Below are 15,999 nucleotides of genomic sequence, written 5' to 3'. Positions count from 1 at the left end.
CGATCAGCCCTGCGTGGGCCTGAACACCCGCACCCGATGCCCGTCCGGGTCGGCCGTCACGGCCGTGAAGCCGAAGTCCATGGCCGTCGGCGTCTGCAGCACCGGCCACCCAGAGGCCTTCCAGGCCGCGACGGCGGCGTTCACTTCGTTGTCCGTTCCGACCGTGATGCCGATCTCGGCGCCGCCACCGCGATGCGCGCCCGCGGGCTGTACGTCGTGGGCGGCCCAGAGGCCGAGCATGGTCTTGTCATTGAGCATGAACATCGCGAAGTTGGGGCTCTGCTCAACGGGTTCGCGGCCCAGCAAGGAGCGATAGAAGAGCACGCTCTCGGCGGGGCTGTTGACGTAGAGGATGAGGCAGTCGGGTTGCATGGAGGTCTCCCTGTGGATGAAGACCTCCATGCTCGGCGCGGGCGCTGACAGGGGCTGTCAGCAGCCCGCTTCACCCCCTTGCTTGACCCTAAGGCTTGACGGTCGTGAACTCGCCAAAAGCCTTCAGCTGCTCGGCGATCTTGCTCGAGTCGCCGACGACGACCCAGCTCTGGTCGTCGGGGTTGAAGTACTTCTTGCCGACGGCCTGCACTTCGGCGGCCGAAACCTTCTGCAGCGCCGGCACGAACTTGCCGAGGAAGTCGGCGGGCAGACCCACCAGCCAGTTGCTGGCGAGCTGGCGCCCCAGCGACCCCTGCAGCTGCGTGCTGACGAGATAGCTGCCGGCCATGTAGCGCTTGTTCATGGCCATCTCGGCTTCGGGCACGGCCTCGGCGCCGATGCGACGGTATTCGCTGATGTACTCGGTCATCGACGCCGCCGTCACCTCGTTGCGCACATCGGCGCCGCCGGTGATGGCGCCACCCACGCGCCAGGACACGCCGCCCGCGCGCGCGCCGTAGGTGTAGCCCTTTTCCTCGCGCAGGTTCTGGTTGATGCGGCTGGAGAAGCCGCTGCCCAGGATGGTGCTGGTCAGGCGCAGCGCGACCTGCTCGTCGCCGCTGGCGGCCATGCCGGGGCGGCCCAGGCGCAGCGTGGCCTGCACGCTGCCGGGGCGTTCCAGCAGCAGGCGCTGCACGGGCGCAGTGGCGGCGGGCGTCGGCAGATCGGGCACAGCGTCGCCGCTGGCCTTCCAGTCGCCGAAGGCCTCGTGCGCCAGCTTCAGCGCCGCGCCTGAGTCGATGCGGCCGGTGATGACGAGCAGGGCACGGTCGGGGCGGAAGCGCCGCGCGTGCTCGGCGCGCAGCCCTTCGGCCGTCACGGCCGTGATGGCGGCTTCGGTCTCCTGCGTGCGGCCGTAGGCGTGGCCGCCGTAGATGGCGCCGTCCAGTGCCTTGGCGGCGCGGAAGGACGGCTGCGTGCTGGCGGCCTTCAGGCCTTGCAGCGCATTGGTCTTGGCGAGTTGCACCTCGCCGTCGGGGAAGGCCGGCTGGCGGGCCACTTCAGCCAGCAGCCTGGCCATGCTGCCGGCATGCGAGGCCAGCGCATTGCCGATCACGCTGATGCCGTCATTGCTGGCGGACGCGCCGACCGAGCCGCCCATGGCCTGGGCGGCTTCGGCGATCTGCTTGGAGCTGCGCTGCGCCGTGCCTTCGGACAGCAGGCCGGCCAGCAGCTTGGCGCGGCCGGGCGCATCCGGACCGTCGGCACCGAAGCCGGCACCGCGCATGGCCAGCACATAGTCCACGCGCGGGATGCCGTTGCGCGGCACGACCCAGACCTGCAGGCCGTTGGGCAGGGTCTGCTGGGTGATCTTCGGGACGGCCAGCGGCTTGTCCTTGCCGAAGGCCGGCAGTTCGGCGGGCAATTCGGCGGTGGCGGCATGCGCTGCGCCGGAAAGCACCAGGGCGGCGATCAGGCCGAGGCGGAAGGCGGGGGATGGTGTCTTGTTCATCGTTGGCATCCGCATCAGGGTTGAGAAGCCGGCTTGGCAGGCGCGGCCAGCATGGCGGCGGGCTTGCGGTCGATGACCGAGCGGTTGGCCTGGGTCATGTAGGTGGCGGCGACGCGCTGCACATCGGCGGACGTCACGCCCTCGATCCAGCCCGGCACCTTGTTGACGACAGTCGCGTCGCCCCACAGCGCCTGCAGCTTGGCCAGGCGGTCGGCACGCAGCAGGAACATCTCCAGGTTGTTGTACCAGTCGGCCAGCAGCGCGGTCTTCAGGTTCTTCAGCGTCGCGTCGTCCACGCCGTCCTTGACGACGCGGGCGATTTCCTCGTCCATGCCGGCCAGCAGCGCGTCTGCCGTGGTGTTGGGCTTGTAGAGGGCGAAGACGGTGAACAGGCTCGGGCCGTCGTACTCCCACACGCCGGTCAGGCCGTAGAGGGAGCTGACGTTCAGCGCCAGCTCGCGGCCCTTGACGAGGCCCTGGTAGAGGCGCGACGCATCGCCACCGGCCAGCAATTGGCCCAGCACCGCAAAGGGGGCCTGGTCCTTGCTGCCGCGGGTCGGCAGCTTCCAGGCGGCGGCGATGGCGGGCACCTGGGCCAGCTTGTCCGGCTGGGTCAGGCGGCGTTCGGCGGTGTTCAGGCCTTCGGTGAAATCGGTGGGCTTGGGCGTGGCGCGGGCGGCGATCTTGCCGAAGTACTTCTCCGCCAGCGCAAAACCCTGGGCCGGCGTCACGTCGCCGGCAATGGACAGCACCGCGTTGTTGGGGCCGTAGAAGTCGCGGTGGAAGGCGCGCACGTCTTCCAGGTTGGCGTTCTCCAGGTCGACGAAGCTGCCGTAGCCGTCGTGCTTGTTCTCCCACTTGTCGAAGGCCAGGGCGGAGATGTCCAGCCACATGAAGCCGCCATAGGGCTGGTTCTGCACGTTGACGCGGATCTCCTCCTTCACGACGTCCTGCTGGTTCTTCAGCGACGTCGGGTTGAGGTCCAGCATCGTCATGCGGTCGGCCTCCAGCCACAGCATGGATTCCAGCGCCGACGACGGCGCGGTCTCGATGTAGTTGGTGAAGTCGGGCCGGGTCGAGCCGTTGTTGTTGCCGCCGCCCGAGGTGATGACCTTGTCGAACACGCCCTTGGGCGCCTTGGGCGTGCCCTGGAACATCAGGTGCTCGAACAGGTGGGCGAAGCCGGTGCGGTTCTGCGGCTCCAGCCGCATGCCGACCTTGTAGACGACGCTGATGCCCACGGTGGGGCTGCTGGCGTCGGGCGAGACGATGACGGTCAGGCCATTGGCGAGCTTCTTGGTGTGGACGGGGATCTGCCAGCGGTCGGCTTGCGCGCCGTCCTTGGGCGCAGCCATGGCCGGGCCGGTGGTGAGCGCGAGGGCCGCGGCGCTGATGGCGCCCAGCACCGCGCGGCGGGTGGTCTTCAACATGGGGTCTCCTGGAAGGGAATGGCGCGCAGTGTCCAGCCGTTTGGCCGGGATGCCGCAGGCCACATCGGGAAAACCCGTCGCCGGAAATTTTCACCCTGCCCCGCCTGATCCCTGGCGGGCCGCGCTTGCGTCCTTGAGGGGGAGTGCGGCGTGTTGCCGCGCTTCCAACCCACCGGAGACCATCATGGCCGCATTGCCCGTCACCATCGCCCTGAAGAACATCAAGTGCAAGATCGAGACCGACGAGGTCGGCGCGGACGAGCCCTATGTCCTCGTCACCGCCGTCGACCTCGGCAACCCGCTGCTGCCCAATGCCGAGGTCACCCTCTATGGCCCCTGGAGCGACGTCGACGCGGGCGAGACCCACGGCACCCAGCCGCTGCAACCGGGCATCAACCCGAGCGACATGCCCTTCATCGTCTGGCGCCGCAATGCCTGGGGCCCGTCGGGTTCGGCCAAGGCCATCCCCAACCCGACCAATGCCGTCATCCTCGTGTCCATGATGGAGCACGACGACGGCAAGCCCGGCACGGCGCGTGAGCTGGTCAAGGCCGCGGTCGTCGGCGCCCTGGCCGCGTCCGCCGGCATGACGCGCGCCCAGCGCGTGACCAAGCTGAAGGCCGACATCAACGGCGCCCTCGGCATCCCCACCGGCTTCCCCAACTTCGACGACCGCGTCGGCACGACGCAGGAGTTGGCGCTCAGCGCCAACCTGCTCGACGTGGCCGCCGGCCCCAAGACCAAGACGCTGACCATCACGGGCGACGGCGGCAAATACGAAGTCACCTTCGTGGTGACCAAGGGCTGAAGAGGCTAGCCGGCCGCCTTGACCGGCGCCTTCACCGCTGGGCAAGCGGTGTTGAGCGGATCCGGGCACTTGGGCTTCTTGGGCCCGACCTGGGTGCCCAGATTGCTGCCGTTGCTGCTGAGGCCGCCGCCGTTGCCGCCGGCCACCGGCGCGGCGCCGGTGGCGGGCTGGTTGGCTACCGGCGTCACAGCCGGCGAGCTGGCCGCCTTGCTGCCGCTCGCCGAGGGTGCCACCTCGGCGGCGTGGATCGTCGAGACGCCGAGCAGCGCCGCGCAGAACAGGGAGAGGGAACGCTTCATGGTGGACCTCCTTCAATAGTCCAGCAGGGCCAGGCCCGGCGGCGCCGGGTTGGATGAGGACGATATCAATCCCGTCAACCGGGCGCGCACGGCCGCGGCGTCGGCGCGATGCGACAGGGCGTCGGCATAGGCGCTGAGCGCGGCTGGCGCCTCATGACCGGTGCCCAGCGCAGCCAGGGCGCGCAGCCGGGCCCGGTCCGGGTGTCCAGGTGGCAGCTCCGACTCGCCGATCGCCAGCGCCTGGGCGTAGGCCGCGCGAGCCGCTTCACCGCGGCCGGCCGCTTCGTGCGCCAGGCCGAGCAGGGCCAGGGTGGGCCAGCGGTCGGCGTCCTGAGGGCGCTGGCGCTGTGCGGCATCCGCCACCGCCAGCAACTCGGTGGCCTGCGCCACCCGGCCCTGGCGCAGCGCGGCTTCGCCGAGCAGGGCGCGCGCACGTTCCGCGGCGGGGCTGCCGGCGGCCTGCAGGTCCAGCAGCAATTGATTCAGGCGCGACTGTGCCGCCGCGGTGTCGCCGCGGCGCAATTGCTGGCGCGCGGCCACCAGGCCGACCAGGGCCGCGGCCTCTGCATCGCTGCCGCGGCGGGCCTCCTGCCACGCCGCTTCGGCTTCCAGCGCCGCTGCGTCCTGCAGGCCGTGGTGGAACAGGGCCGTGGCGAGCCAGCTGCGCGTGTAGACGGTGTTCAGGTCGGCCGGCCCCAGCACCTCGCCCAGCTCCTGCACGCTGGCGCGCAGCAGCGGCACGGCCTCGGCATGGTGGCCCAGCTCGACCTCCATCGTCGCGACGGCCATGCGCGCCTGCGCGCCGATCAGGCGACCGGCGCCGGCGCTGGCTTCGACCAGGGCCTGCAGCCAGTGCCTCGCATCGGCCCAGCGGCCCTGGGCACGGGCCAGGCCGGCGAGTGCATCGGCCACGCGGCGATACCGTTCATGGCGGGTGCCGAAACGTTCGCGCGCGCTGCGCTCTGCGCGCTCCAGCAGGCCCTTCGCCTCGTCCAGCCGGCCCGCCTCGGTCGCGATCTCGCCGAGGTGGGCCAGCGCCGTGACGGCGACGCCGTCGTCATCCTCGGGTCGCGCGGGCACCAGGGCCGCCAGCAGCGCAACGGCCGCATCGGTCTGCCCCAGGCGGCGGCGCACATTGGCCAGCGCAAAGGCCACCTCGCGCCCCGCGTCACCCCGGCCCTGCAATCGCGCATGGGCCAGTTGCAAGGCATCGGCCGCCTGCTCCATGTCACCCGACTGGCTCAGCAGCACGCCCAGCGGCTGGGCCACTTCGGCGAGCAGCGCCTCGTCGCCGGCCAGGCGTTGCTTGGCCTCGGTCCAGCTGCGCCGCAGCAGCTCGACCATCGGCACCGTGGCGCTGCCCGACGTGCCCGGGCTGAGGCCACTCAGCATCTCCGTCAACACGCTCTGCACACGCCGCGTGCGCTCGGCCTCGCGTGCGGCCTCGCGCCATTGCCAGGCGGTGGCCGCCATGCCGGCGAGCAGGCTGGCCAGCACCAGGCTCAGTGCGGCGAGCTGCAGCCGATAGCGACGCGCGAACTTGGCGCTGCGGTAGGCCAGCGAGTCGGGCCGCGCCAGGATGGGCCGGTGTTCGAGATGGCGGCGCACGTCGTCGGCCAGCGCGCTGGCGCCGGCATAGCGCGCGTCGGGGCGCTCCTTCAGCGCGCGGCCGACGATGAGTGCGAGGTCGCCACGCAAGCCGGAGCCCGGCTCGCGCTGGCCGGTCAGCAGCAGGCACAGCAGCCGACCCAGCGCGAACACATCGGTGGCCGTGCTGACCGGCTCGCCACGCAGCTGCTCGGGCGCGGCGTACTCGGGCGTCAGCCCGGCGGGCATCTGCGCCGTCAGCTCGGCGCCGCTTTCTCCAGCCTGGCCCTCCAGCAGCTTGGCGACGCCGAAGTCCAGCAGCTTCACCTGGCCGTCGGCCGTCACGAGGATGTTGCCGGGCTTGAGGTCGCGATGCACGACCAGGCGCGCGTGCGCATGCGCCACCGCGTCGCAGACCTGCAGAAGGAGCTGCAGCCGCGCGGCCACATCGAGGCCCTGGTCCTCGCACCAGCGGTCGATGCGCTCACCGTCCACCAGCTCCAGCACCAGATAGCGCGTGCGCGCCGCGCCCAGCAGGGCCTCGCCGATGTCCAGCAGCCGGGCGATGTGCGGATGGGTCAGCCGCGCCAGCAGTTCGCCCTCGCGGCGAAAGCGCGCCTGGTTGCCTTCGCCGCGCCAGGGGCTGTGCAGCAGCTTGATGGCCGCCTCGCCCTGGTGGGCGCCATCACTGCGCCGCGCGCGCCAGACTTCGCCCATGCCACCGCTGCCCAGCGGCGCCACCAGGGTCCAGGCGCCCAGCACCTGGCCGGCCAGTTCGGGTGCGTTGGGCAAGGGTGCGGGTTGGTCCAGGAAGCCGCCTGCCTCGGCGGCGCGGTCGGCGTGGATGAGGGCCTGCAGCCGCTCGCGTTGCACCAGCGGCAGCTCCGCCAGCAAGGCTTCGCGCTCCGGCGGGCTCGCGTCCTGCCAGGCGTCGAAGGCGGCCAGCGCGCCGGCCCGGTCGGCCGTGTTCACGTTTGCAACGCGTCGAACAAGAAGGCGCGCGCCTTGCGCCAGTCACGCTTGATGGTGGGCACCGACACGTCCAGCAGCTCGGCGATCTCCTCCAGCTCCAGGCCGCCGAAGAAGCGCATCTCCACGACCTGGTGGGCGCGGCCGTCGGCGCGCTCCAGCATCTGCAGCACGTCGTCGAGCTTGAGCACGTCGGGCGGCGCGATCTGCTCCAGCGCCGCCGTCGACAGCGTCACCTCGGCCTTGCCGCCGCCGCGCTTGTCGGCACGGCGTTCCCGCACATGATCGACGATGACGCTGCGCATGACCTTGCTGGCATGGGCGAAGAACTGCGCACGGTGCAGGGCGGCCTCTTTCGGGATCGGCCCGGCGCTCTTCAGCCAGACCTCGTGGATCAGCGCCGCCGGCTCCAGCGTCATCGGCGCATGGCCGGCGAGATGACTCCGGGCCAGCCGCTTGAGCTCGGGGTAGAGCAAGGTGTAGAGACGATCACGGGCCTCGGCCTGTCCCGAGGCCAGGGCCGTCAGCAGCTGGGTGATCTCCGTCATGGGTGCGATGCTGGCCCCAAGCGCGCCCGCGCGGAACCCCCAGCTTGGCGCGCGAGAATGGCGGTTTGCTCCACCGCCCGCCAAATTTCATGTCCGAAGCTCCCGCCACCCGCCCCGAACTGCCCGACCACCTCAGCGTTGATCCGCGCAGCCCCCATCACGTCGCCGCCGTCTTCGAGCACGACATCGGCATCCGCTTCAATGGCAGGGACCGCCAGGACGTCGAGGAATACTGCATCAGCGAGGGCTGGGTCAAGGTGCCCGCCGGCAAGACGCTGGACCGCAAGGGCCGGCCGCTGTGCATCAAGCTCAAGGGCACCGTCGAGGCCTTCTACCGCTGAGCGATATGTGATGCCGCTGCGACGCCGGTTGTTGGGCGGATGGCTGCTGGCCCTGAGTGGTGCCGCAGCTGCCGCGCCTTGCCCGCAACCGCTGCGCATCGGCTTCAACGAGGCGCCGTTTCCGCCCTCCATCCTCGGCACCGGCCCGGCCTTCCAGGATCCACCGGGCTGGGCCGTGCAGGCGGTGCGCGAGGTCGTGCAGCGCCTGGGCTGCCCGGCGGAATTGCAGCGTTTGCCAGGCCGTCGGCTGGCGCGCGCTCTGGAACAGGACGAGCTCGAGTTCGCCATGTTCTTCGGCTACACGGCGGAGCGGCTGGGTGCCTTCCGCTTCCCGCTCGATGCCGCCGGCCGCCCCGACGCCGCCTGGGCACCAGTGCTGGGCCACCTCGCGCTCTATGGCGTGGCCGGCAGCCCGGCGCTGAAGGCCTGGGACGGCAGCACGCTGGCGCCGGGCGTGCGAGTCGGCGTCGTGGCCGGCTCCACACAGGAGACGCTGGCGCGCGAACGCCGCTGGCCGGTCGAGCCGACCAGCGCCTTTGACACCAGCGTGCTGGCGCTGCGAGCGCGCCGCTTCGAGCTGCTGCTGACCGCGCGCGAATCCCTGTCGCCCGCCCAGTTGAGCGGCGACGACGCCCTGGTGGAACTGTCCCCGCTGGTCGAGCGGCTGCCGTATTTCGCTCCCGCCAGCCGGGCAGTGCATGCCCGCCATGCCGGCTTCGTGGCCGAGTTCTGGCGTGAGCTTTGCGTCAGCGTCCGCCGCATCGCTCCCGAGGCGCGTGGGCAGGACTGCGGCAGCCGACCCTCGCGCTAGCGCAGCGACATCAGCACCAGGGCCGCCGCGGCCCACAGGGCCAGCCAAGCCGGGTGGCGACCGCGGTTGCTCAGCAGCACCAGTGCGCCGCTGGCCGCCAGCGCTGCGGCGATGACCGTCTCGGCAAAGCCGCCCGACGCCGCCCGCGCGGCCGGCTGGGCCAGCCACAGCAGCAGGCCCGCCAGCGCCCAGGCCAGCACGGTCACGACATGCCAGCTGGCCCACAGGATGCGGGTCTGGAAGGCGCGCAGCACCGGGGCGCCACCGGTGGGCACGATGCCGCTGGATGCCGAGTCCTCGCGCAGATGGCGAAAGATCCGCAACTCGCCCAGCCAGGAATGAACCAGACCGATGACGAGGACCAGGGCCGCTGCGCCGACAAGCCAGGGGTTCATGGCAGTGCTCTCGCTTTCAGGTGCAGTGTCAGGCCCCCATCGGGCCGCAGTGTGACCGCCATGCGCGGCTTGGGCGCCTCGTTGCCGACCGGGCTCAGCTCGAAGCGCTGCAGCACCAGGGCTGCAATCAGCGTCATCTCCAGCACCGCGAAATGCTGGCCCAGGCAGACCCGCGGCCCGAGGCCGAAGGGGATGTAGGCGCCGCGCGGGATTTCATCGGGCGCGTCGGGCAGGAAGCGCCCGGGCTTGAAGGCCAGCGGCGCATCCGGCCAGCAGCGCGGGTCGCGGTGCAGCAGCCAGGGCGTCACGCGCACGAGGGTGYGAGCGGGCAGACGCACGCCGCCGAGGGTGATGTCGCGCGTCAGCCGGCGCGTCAGCAGGCCGGCCACGGGCGGGTAGAGCCGCATCGCCTCCTTCAGCGTGGCCGACAGAAAGGGCAGGGCGGCCGCGTCGTCGGCCGTCGGCACGCGGCCGGCCAGCAGCGCGTCGACCTCGGTGCGCGCCCGCGCCTGGGCCTCGGGGTGGGCGGCCAGCAGCCAGCTCCACCACAGCAGCGCCGTCGCGCTGGTTTCGTGGCCGGCCTGGAAGCTGACCATGCACTGGTCGTAGACCTCCTGCGGCGACAGCGCCTCGCCGGTGGTCTCGTCGCGAAGCGCCGTCAGCATGCCGAGCAGGTCGGTACGTTCCTCACCCGAAGTCCGCCGGGCCGCGATGCGCTCGCCCAGCAACCCGTGGATCAGTCGCGCGGCACGCCGCTTGGCGGCCTTGCCGGGCAGGGGCAGCCAGTCGGGCAGTGTCACGGGCCAGAACATCTCCGCCAGCGCCGTCTCGCTGAGCACCTGCACGGCCTGTGCGGCCGCTGCCGTGTCGTTGCCTATGGGGGTGCTGAACAACGTGCGGGAGATGACGTCCATCGTCAGGTGGCTGTAGAGCTCGTCCATCGCGACCTCGCCCTCGCGCACGCGGCCCAGGCCGGCGACAGCGGCCTCGGTCATCAGCGCCGCATAGCCGGCCATGCGCTTGGGCGCAAAGGCCGGCATCAGCATGCGGCGCTGGCGCTGCCAGGTGGGTCCTTCGGTGACGAGGACGGACTGGCCCATCAGCTCGGCGAACACCTCGGGCCCGCGCGCCCAGCGAATCAGCGCGTCGGCGTGGTCGACCATGACGGCGCGCACCAGCTCGGGGTCGAAGACGTCGACGCCGCGCTCGCCCAGGATGGTCTGCGCCACCAGGTCGCCGAGCGGCCGCTGCGCAGCGATGACGGCGAGGTAGTCGCGGCGCATGGCCATCAGCACGGGGAAGCCCCACCAGCGGGTGGGGTGGCTTGGCAGATCGTTCCAGGTCTGTGTTGTCATGGCCCGCATGCTGCGCCTGGACGCTCAAGACGGTCTTGAACGAATGCGACACTGGCCGCGATGGATGCGCATACACATCTTTGGCTGCCGCCGCTGGCCCTGGCCGGCTGCGTGCGCGGCGTCATGCTGCGCGACACCCGTGGCCGCGGCCTGGATGCCGGTCAGCGCGAGAACTACTTCCCCGCGACGCCGCTGGTGACGCTGTTCTGGTGGGCCGAGGGCAGCAGCGAGTGGCTGGCCACGGCGGGCTTCTCGACGCCCCCGCCTGAGCGCCGCCACGCGCCCGTGCTGCTGGGCGGCCCGTTCACGTTGCCCACGCACACGCGCAACCCCGGCGAGATGTCGGCCTTCAAGCTGCTGCTGTTGCCCGATGCCTTCGTTGCGTTGACCGGCATCGCGCTGGAAGGCCTCGTCAATCGCGTGGTCGATGCCAGCGAGCTGCTGCCGGCCGACTGGCTGGCCTGGGCGACGCAGATGTCTGCCGCGGCCGACGACGCGGCGCGCCTGCGTCTGCTCGAAGACTTTTTGCTGCCGCGCTGGCAGGCCCTGGGCACGCAGCGCCCCGGCCACCGCTACGCCGTCTGGACCGAGGCCCTGGCCGTGCGTGCTGCCACCAGCGCCGCCGGCCGCAGCCTGCGCCAGCTGGAGCGCCGCATCAAGGCCTGGGCTGGTTTGCCGATGCGCGAGCTGCGTGCGGTGTCGCGCGCCGAGAACGCCTTCTACGCCGTGGCCGCCGCGGAGATCGGGGCCGGCGATGCAGGCGTCAACTGGGCGGACATTGCCGCCGACAACGACTACGCCGACCAGAGCCACCTCTGCCGCGAGACGCGCCGCCTGACCGGCTTCAGCCCCGAGGACCTGCGCCGCCGCATCCAGGCCGAGGAGGCTTTCTGGGCCTATCGGCTGTGGCGCTGAGGCAAACTCGCGCCATGCCCCGCGTCCTGCTCCCGGTGCTGGCCAGCCTGCTGTGCTGGGCCGCCATGCCGGCCGGCGCTGCCTGCCCCCAGCCGCTGCGCATCGGCTTCAGCGACGCCGCATCGCCGCCCGGGCTGCTCGGCCAGGGGCCGACATTCCCCGAGCCGCCCGGCTGGGAGGTTGTCGCCGTGCGCGAGGCGCTCAAGCGCATGGGTTGCACGGCCGAACTGCTGCGCCTGCCCAACCGCCGCCTGTCCGCTGCGCTGGCCCAGGGCAACGTCGACATCGCCCTGCTGTTCGGCGTCACGCCCGAGCGCCTGCGCAGTCTGCGCTTCCCGCTCGATGCGCAGGGGCGGCCCGACGTCGCCTGGGCGCCGGTGTTCGGTCACCTGGCGCTGTTCGGCCGCAGCGGCGAGACGCCGGACCCCAGCTGGGACGGGCAGCGCCTGCCGGCGGGCCTGCGCGTGGGCGTGCTGACGGGCTCGGTGCAGGACGTCATCGCGCGCGACCGCGGCTGGGCGACCGAGCCCATCGGCGGGCTCGACGGCGGGCCCGCCATGCTGCAGGCGCGCCGCTTCGACCTGCTGCTGTCGACGCGCGAGGTGCTTGCGCCGGAGCAGCGCGCCGAACTCGTGGAATGGACGCCGGGCGTGGCCAAGTTGCCCTATTTCGCACCGGCCGCGCCCGCCTTTGTCCAACGCCACCCGGATTGGACGCGCGCCTTCTGGCGCCAGCTCTGCCAGGCCGTGCGGCGGCTGGAGCCCGACGTCCGCCCGGCCGAGTGCGGCACGGTGCCGGCCACCGCCTGGCGCTGACCCGCCCGAACCGGGGTCGCGGCCGCGGCGCCAGCTTCCTAAACTTGGGCGCATGTCGCGCTGGTCCTGCGGGCTCTGTGGCGTCGCACTGAGCGGCGGCATGGCCTTGGCCGCGGCCCAGGGCTGCCCCGAGTCGCTGCGCATCGGCTTCACCGACCGTGCGGGCCCGCCGGGTCTGCTGGGCCATGGCAGCCAGTTCGCCGATCCGCCGGGCTGGGCCGTCGTCGCCGTGCGCGAGGCGCTGCGCCAGCTTGCCTGCAAGGCCGAGCTCGTGCGCCTGCCCGGGCGGCGCCTCAGCGTGGCGCTGGCCCAGGGCGAAGTGCAATTCGCGCTGTTCTACGGGCCCTCGCCGGAGCGGTTGCGCAGCTACAGCTTCCCCCTCGACGCTCAGGGCCGGCCCGATGCTGCCTGGGCGCCCGTCCTCGGACATCTGGCCCTGTATGGCCGCGCCGGCACGGTGCCCGATCCGACCTGGGATGGCATCCATCTGCCGCCGCGCTCGCGTGTCGGCGTGCTGGCCGGCTCGGTGCAGGAGGCGCTGGCCGGCGAGCGCGGCTGGGCGACCGAGACCGTGCTGACCTTCGACAGCGAGGTGGCCATGCTGCAGGCGCAACGCTTCGACCTGCTGCTGACCGCCCGCGAAGGGTTGTCGCCCGAGCAGCGCGCCGATCTCGTCGAATGGACACCGGTGGTGGCCAGGCAACCGTATTTCATGCCGGCCGCACCGGCCTTCGCCCAGCGCCACGCCGCCTGGACGCGCGCCTTCTGGGCCGAACTCTGCCAGTCGGTGCGGCGGCTGGCGCCCGAGGCCCGTCCCGTCGACTGCGGCATCGTGCCGCCCGCGCCCCGGCGTGAGGCCAAGTCCCCCGGCTGACCGGGGCATTGATCGGGTAATTGACGTGCACGTCAATTGATGGCGTCAAAATGGCGCATCTGAGTTACCAACGGAGTACAGCCATGTCCGATCCGATCGTCATCGTTTCCGCCGCCCGCACGCCCATCGGCGGCCTGCTGGGTGATTTCGCCGGCCTCGCCGGTTGGGAGCTGGGCGCCGTCGCCATCAAGGCGGCTGTGGAGCGTGCCGGTGTGCCGGGCGACTCGGTCGATGAGGTGCTGATGGGCAACTGCCTGATGGCCGGCCAGGGCCAGGCGCCCGCCCGCCAGGCCCTGCGCAAGGCCGGCCTGCCCGACTCCGCCGGCGCTGTCACGATGAGCAAGATGTGCGGCTCGGGCATGCGCACCATGATGTTCGCCCACGACATGCTGGCGGCCGGCTCGGCCGAGGTCATGGTGGCCGGCGGCATGGAGAGCATGACCAACGCCCCCCACCTGATGTTCGCCCGCAAGGGCGTCAAGTACGGCGTCGCGCAGATGTACGACCACATGGCCCTGGACGGCCTGGAAGACGCCTACGAGCGCGGCAAGGCCATGGGCGTCTTCGCCGAGCAATGCGTGGCCAAGTACAGCTTCAGCCGCGAGGCCATGGACCAGTACGCCATCACCTCCACCCAGCGTGCCAAGGCGGCCAACGAGAGCGGCGCCTTCGACTGGGAAATGGCGCCGGTGACTCTCTCCGGCCCCAAGGTCGACACCGTCATCAAGTTCGACGAGCAGCCCTTCAAGGCCAAGCTCGACAAGATCCCGTCGCTCAAGCCCGCCTTCAAGAAGGACGGCGCCATCACTGCCGCCACCTCGTCCAGCATCTCCGACGGCGCCGCCGCCCTGGTGCTGATGCGCGAGAGCACCGCCAAGGCCCGTGGCCTCGCTCCAATAGCCCGCATCGTCAGCCATGCCGTGCACGCGCAAGCGCCGGAATGGTTCAGCACCGCCCCGGCCGGCGCCATCCAGAAGGCCCTGGCCAAGGCCGGCTGGCAGGCCGGCCAGGTGGACCTGTGGGAAGTCAATGAAGCCTTCGCCGCCGTGACCATGGCCGCCATGGCCGAGTTCAAGCTGCCCCACGACATCGTCAACGTCAACGGCGGCGCTGTCGCCCTGGGCCACCCCATCGGCGCCAGCGGCGCCCGCATCGTCGTCACGCTGCTGGGCGCGCTGAAGGCCCGTGGCCTCAAGCGTGGCATGGCGGCGCTGTGCATCGGTGGCGGCGAGGCCACGGCGCTCGCGGTCGAGATGCTCTGAGTGCACCGCCCCCGCGTGCTCCTTGGTTGGCAGGTGGCGCTGGCCGTGGCCCTCGCCGCGGCCGGCGAGGCGCATGCCTTCCAATGCGTCTCCAAGTGGGGCAGCCAGGCGGAGGCGGAGAAGCAGTTTGCCGAGGCCAGCGCCGTCGTCGTCGCCCGGATTCAGGAGCTTGGGGACAGGCTGGACAACGGCTTCTCCTGGGATCAGCAGCAGATTGTCCGTCTCAAGGTCGAGCGCCAGTTCAAAGGCGGCCTGGGCGGCGACGTCCGCATCACCGTTCCTGCGCACCTGCCTCTGGGCGAGCGCCTGCTGCTGTTTGTGCACCCCAATCCGCCCGAGGAGCGCCTGGCGCAGACGCGCGGCCGGTGGGCGTGGCGGCAGTTCGTCAAGGCCGAGGCCTTGGCGGCGGCGGCCAATGGGCGGAGGTCGGAGCTCGAGAAATCGAATCGGATGAACGACGAAGGGCGGCGCGCCGATGAACTGGTGACGACGGTCGATGCCGACATCCCCTTGCTCTCGGCAGGGGGTGTCTGCAGCCGTTCGGTCTATAGACTCAGCAACGACCCGGCGAAATCGCCCGGCGCCAGGACGGCGCTGCCCCCGGCGATGGGCATGAGCGGGGATGACATCCTCTGGCTGCTGGAGACCACGCCGGCCGCGGGAAGCAGCGGGCAGGCCTGGTTGACCGTGGATGTCGAGAACCCTTTTGGTGACATCCTCAGCCAGCAGGCCATGGCAGCGCCGTTGAGGGCGGAGGAAGCCAAGCCGGGCGATGCGCTAACGCTCCGCGGCCCCGAAGGCGTGCGGCGCCTCCGGATCCAGTGGCCCAAGGCGGGTGAGCCGCGGCCGCCGCTGACGCCCACCGCATTGCCGCCGGGGCTCTACCAGATCGAGCTCCCCGAGCTCCCCGGCTACAAGCTGAACTGCTGGCGTGTGACCATTGCAGATGATTGCCATTCCTTCCTGGTCGGTGATGGCAGCGTGGTGCAGCGCGCCTTCTTTTACCGGCCCGCGGCATGGCTGAGCGTGGCGCTGACCCAATCCGATGGACGGATGGTCTACGCGGCGGGCCTGATCCGGGTGCGTCGCCTGTCGCCCTGGCCGGCAGGGCTGCCGTTTCAGCCTGCCGGCGTGGCAGTGGATACCTTTGAGCAGCGCGGCCGCTTCTCGACGCCTGGGGCGGAACAGCCCAAGGGCGCCCTGTTCACCCTGCCGCCAGGCCGCTATGCCGTCGATCTGGTGCTGCCGAAACTGGCGCCATCCGCAGCGGGAGAAGCTGCATCGGCGCGCAGGGTGGCGAGCGTTGTCGCTTTGCCCTTGCGAGGCGGTGAGAGCGTGGAGACCACGGCCAAGGGCGTCCGCTTCACGGCCCCCGTGCCGGCTGCCCTCAAGCCTGCCCGCTTGAAGATCCGGGTGCCGGGATGCGCCGACGGGTCGCTGGGCGTCGAGATGTTGACCACGGTGCAACCGGGGGAGCTGGCAGTCGCCCAAGGCGCCGCCATGAGCCGGCTGTCCGAACAGTGCGAATACGTCCACAACGGCTATATCGGACAGACGGTCCAGGTGCGCTTCGACCCGCGCTGGAATGAAACCCTGCTCGCCGGCTGGGTCGAGCTGAACTCCTCGGACACCGTCATCGAACTGGAGCGCTCCCCAACGCCACGCTGGCGCCTGCTGGCGGAGTCGGCCATCGACAGGCGCTGAA

Annotated in this window: 16 protein-coding genes; 8 read left to right on the top strand and 8 right to left on the bottom strand. The window is 71.2% G+C overall.

Going from position 1 to position 15,999, the window contains the following annotated elements:
- Positions 1 to 3: 3 nt before the first annotated feature.
- The 3 genes from AC1D2H_RS17135 to AC1D2H_RS17125 all read right to left on the bottom strand — a co-directional run bounded on the left by AC1D2H_RS17135 (position 4) and on the right by AC1D2H_RS17125 (position 3,315).
- The gene (locus tag AC1D2H_RS17135) at positions 4 to 372 is read right to left on the bottom strand and encodes a VOC family protein (RefSeq protein WP_477932493.1); all 369 of its coding nucleotides are present in this window, start codon (positions 370 to 372) and stop codon (positions 4 to 6) included.
- Between the two features lie 88 nt (positions 373 to 460).
- Positions 461 to 1,885, bottom strand: a complete 1,425-nt coding sequence (locus tag AC1D2H_RS17130; RefSeq protein ID WP_478011807.1) for a M16 family metallopeptidase — start codon at positions 1,883 to 1,885, stop codon at positions 461 to 463.
- 14 nt (positions 1,886 to 1,899) lie between these two features.
- The gene (locus tag AC1D2H_RS17125; protein WP_478011806.1) at positions 1,900 to 3,315 is read right to left on the bottom strand and encodes a M16 family metallopeptidase; all 1,416 of its coding nucleotides are present in this window, start codon (positions 3,313 to 3,315) and stop codon (positions 1,900 to 1,902) included.
- Between the two features lie 184 nt (positions 3,316 to 3,499).
- On the opposite strand from AC1D2H_RS17125, the gene AC1D2H_RS17120 reads away from it, so the two are divergent.
- On the top strand, positions 3,500 to 4,123 hold the full coding sequence (locus AC1D2H_RS17120; protein WP_477932487.1) for a hypothetical protein: 624 nt from the start codon (positions 3,500 to 3,502) through the stop codon (positions 4,121 to 4,123).
- Positions 4,124 to 4,128: 5 nt separating this feature from the next.
- On the opposite strand, the gene AC1D2H_RS17115 is transcribed toward AC1D2H_RS17120, so the two are convergent.
- From AC1D2H_RS17115 to AC1D2H_RS17105, 3 genes are read right to left on the bottom strand one after another with little or no spacing between them, the layout of a single operon-like run.
- Entirely contained in the window at positions 4,129 to 4,422 is a 294-nt protein-coding gene (locus AC1D2H_RS17115; RefSeq protein WP_478011805.1) for a hypothetical protein, read from the bottom strand.
- A gap of 12 nt (positions 4,423 to 4,434) precedes the next feature.
- Positions 4,435 to 6,981, bottom strand: a complete 2,547-nt coding sequence (locus tag AC1D2H_RS17110) for a serine/threonine-protein kinase (RefSeq protein WP_478011804.1) — start codon at positions 6,979 to 6,981, stop codon at positions 4,435 to 4,437.
- Positions 6,978 to 7,526, bottom strand: a complete 549-nt coding sequence (locus tag AC1D2H_RS17105; RefSeq protein WP_478011803.1) for an ECF-type sigma factor — start codon at positions 7,524 to 7,526, stop codon at positions 6,978 to 6,980. The genes AC1D2H_RS17110 and AC1D2H_RS17105 overlap by 4 nt, the downstream gene beginning before the upstream one ends.
- 89 nt (positions 7,527 to 7,615) lie before the next feature.
- Here AC1D2H_RS17105 and AC1D2H_RS17100 point away from each other — a divergent pair, with 89 nt between their 5' ends.
- Complete coding sequence (locus tag AC1D2H_RS17100; RefSeq protein ID WP_477932479.1) at positions 7,616 to 7,867, top strand: DUF3297 family protein; 252 nt, start codon at positions 7,616 to 7,618, stop codon at positions 7,865 to 7,867.
- Between the two features lie 10 nt (positions 7,868 to 7,877).
- Positions 7,878 to 8,678: a substrate-binding periplasmic protein gene (locus AC1D2H_RS17095; RefSeq protein ID WP_478011802.1), complete on the top strand. Its 801-nt coding sequence runs from the start codon at positions 7,878 to 7,880 to the stop codon at positions 8,676 to 8,678.
- Here the strand turns inward: AC1D2H_RS17095 and AC1D2H_RS17090 are convergent.
- Positions 8,675 to 9,073: a hypothetical protein gene (locus AC1D2H_RS17090; protein WP_478011801.1), complete on the bottom strand. Its 399-nt coding sequence runs from the start codon at positions 9,071 to 9,073 to the stop codon at positions 8,675 to 8,677. The two genes, AC1D2H_RS17095 and AC1D2H_RS17090, sit on opposite strands and share 4 nt — an antisense overlap.
- A complete protein-coding gene (locus tag AC1D2H_RS17085) occupies positions 9,070 to 10,428 on the bottom strand; it encodes a cytochrome P450 (protein ID WP_478011800.1) in 1,359 nt (452 codons plus the stop codon). Before AC1D2H_RS17085 ends, AC1D2H_RS17090 begins: the two co-directional genes overlap by 4 nt.
- Positions 10,429 to 10,488: 60 nt before the next feature.
- Here AC1D2H_RS17085 and AC1D2H_RS17080 point away from each other — a divergent pair, with 60 nt between their 5' ends.
- The 5 genes from AC1D2H_RS17080 (at position 10,489) to AC1D2H_RS17060 (ending at position 15,998) form a co-directional block, all read left to right on the top strand.
- The gene (locus AC1D2H_RS17080) at positions 10,489 to 11,343 is read left to right on the top strand and encodes a helix-turn-helix domain-containing protein (protein ID WP_478011799.1); all 855 of its coding nucleotides are present in this window, start codon (positions 10,489 to 10,491) and stop codon (positions 11,341 to 11,343) included.
- A 14-nt stretch (positions 11,344 to 11,357) separates the two neighbouring features.
- Entirely contained in the window at positions 11,358 to 12,158 is an 801-nt protein-coding gene (locus AC1D2H_RS17075) for a substrate-binding periplasmic protein (protein ID WP_478011798.1), read from the top strand.
- A 52-nt stretch (positions 12,159 to 12,210) separates the two neighbouring features.
- The gene (locus AC1D2H_RS17070; protein ID WP_478011797.1) at positions 12,211 to 13,032 is read left to right on the top strand and encodes a hypothetical protein; all 822 of its coding nucleotides are present in this window, start codon (positions 12,211 to 12,213) and stop codon (positions 13,030 to 13,032) included.
- An 83-nt stretch (positions 13,033 to 13,115) separates the two neighbouring features.
- A complete protein-coding gene (locus AC1D2H_RS17065) occupies positions 13,116 to 14,294 on the top strand; it encodes an acetyl-CoA C-acyltransferase (protein WP_478011796.1) in 1,179 nt (392 codons plus the stop codon).
- Complete coding sequence (locus AC1D2H_RS17060) at positions 14,295 to 15,998, top strand: hypothetical protein (protein WP_478011795.1); 1,704 nt, start codon at positions 14,295 to 14,297, stop codon at positions 15,996 to 15,998.
- The last annotated feature ends 1 nt before the right edge of the window (position 15,999 follow it).

It is taken from the genome of Roseateles sp. P1_C1_2 (genome assembly GCF_056406535.1).
Note: the sequence above shows the minus strand (reverse complement) of the source record. Positions and strands in the feature narration are given on the sequence as shown.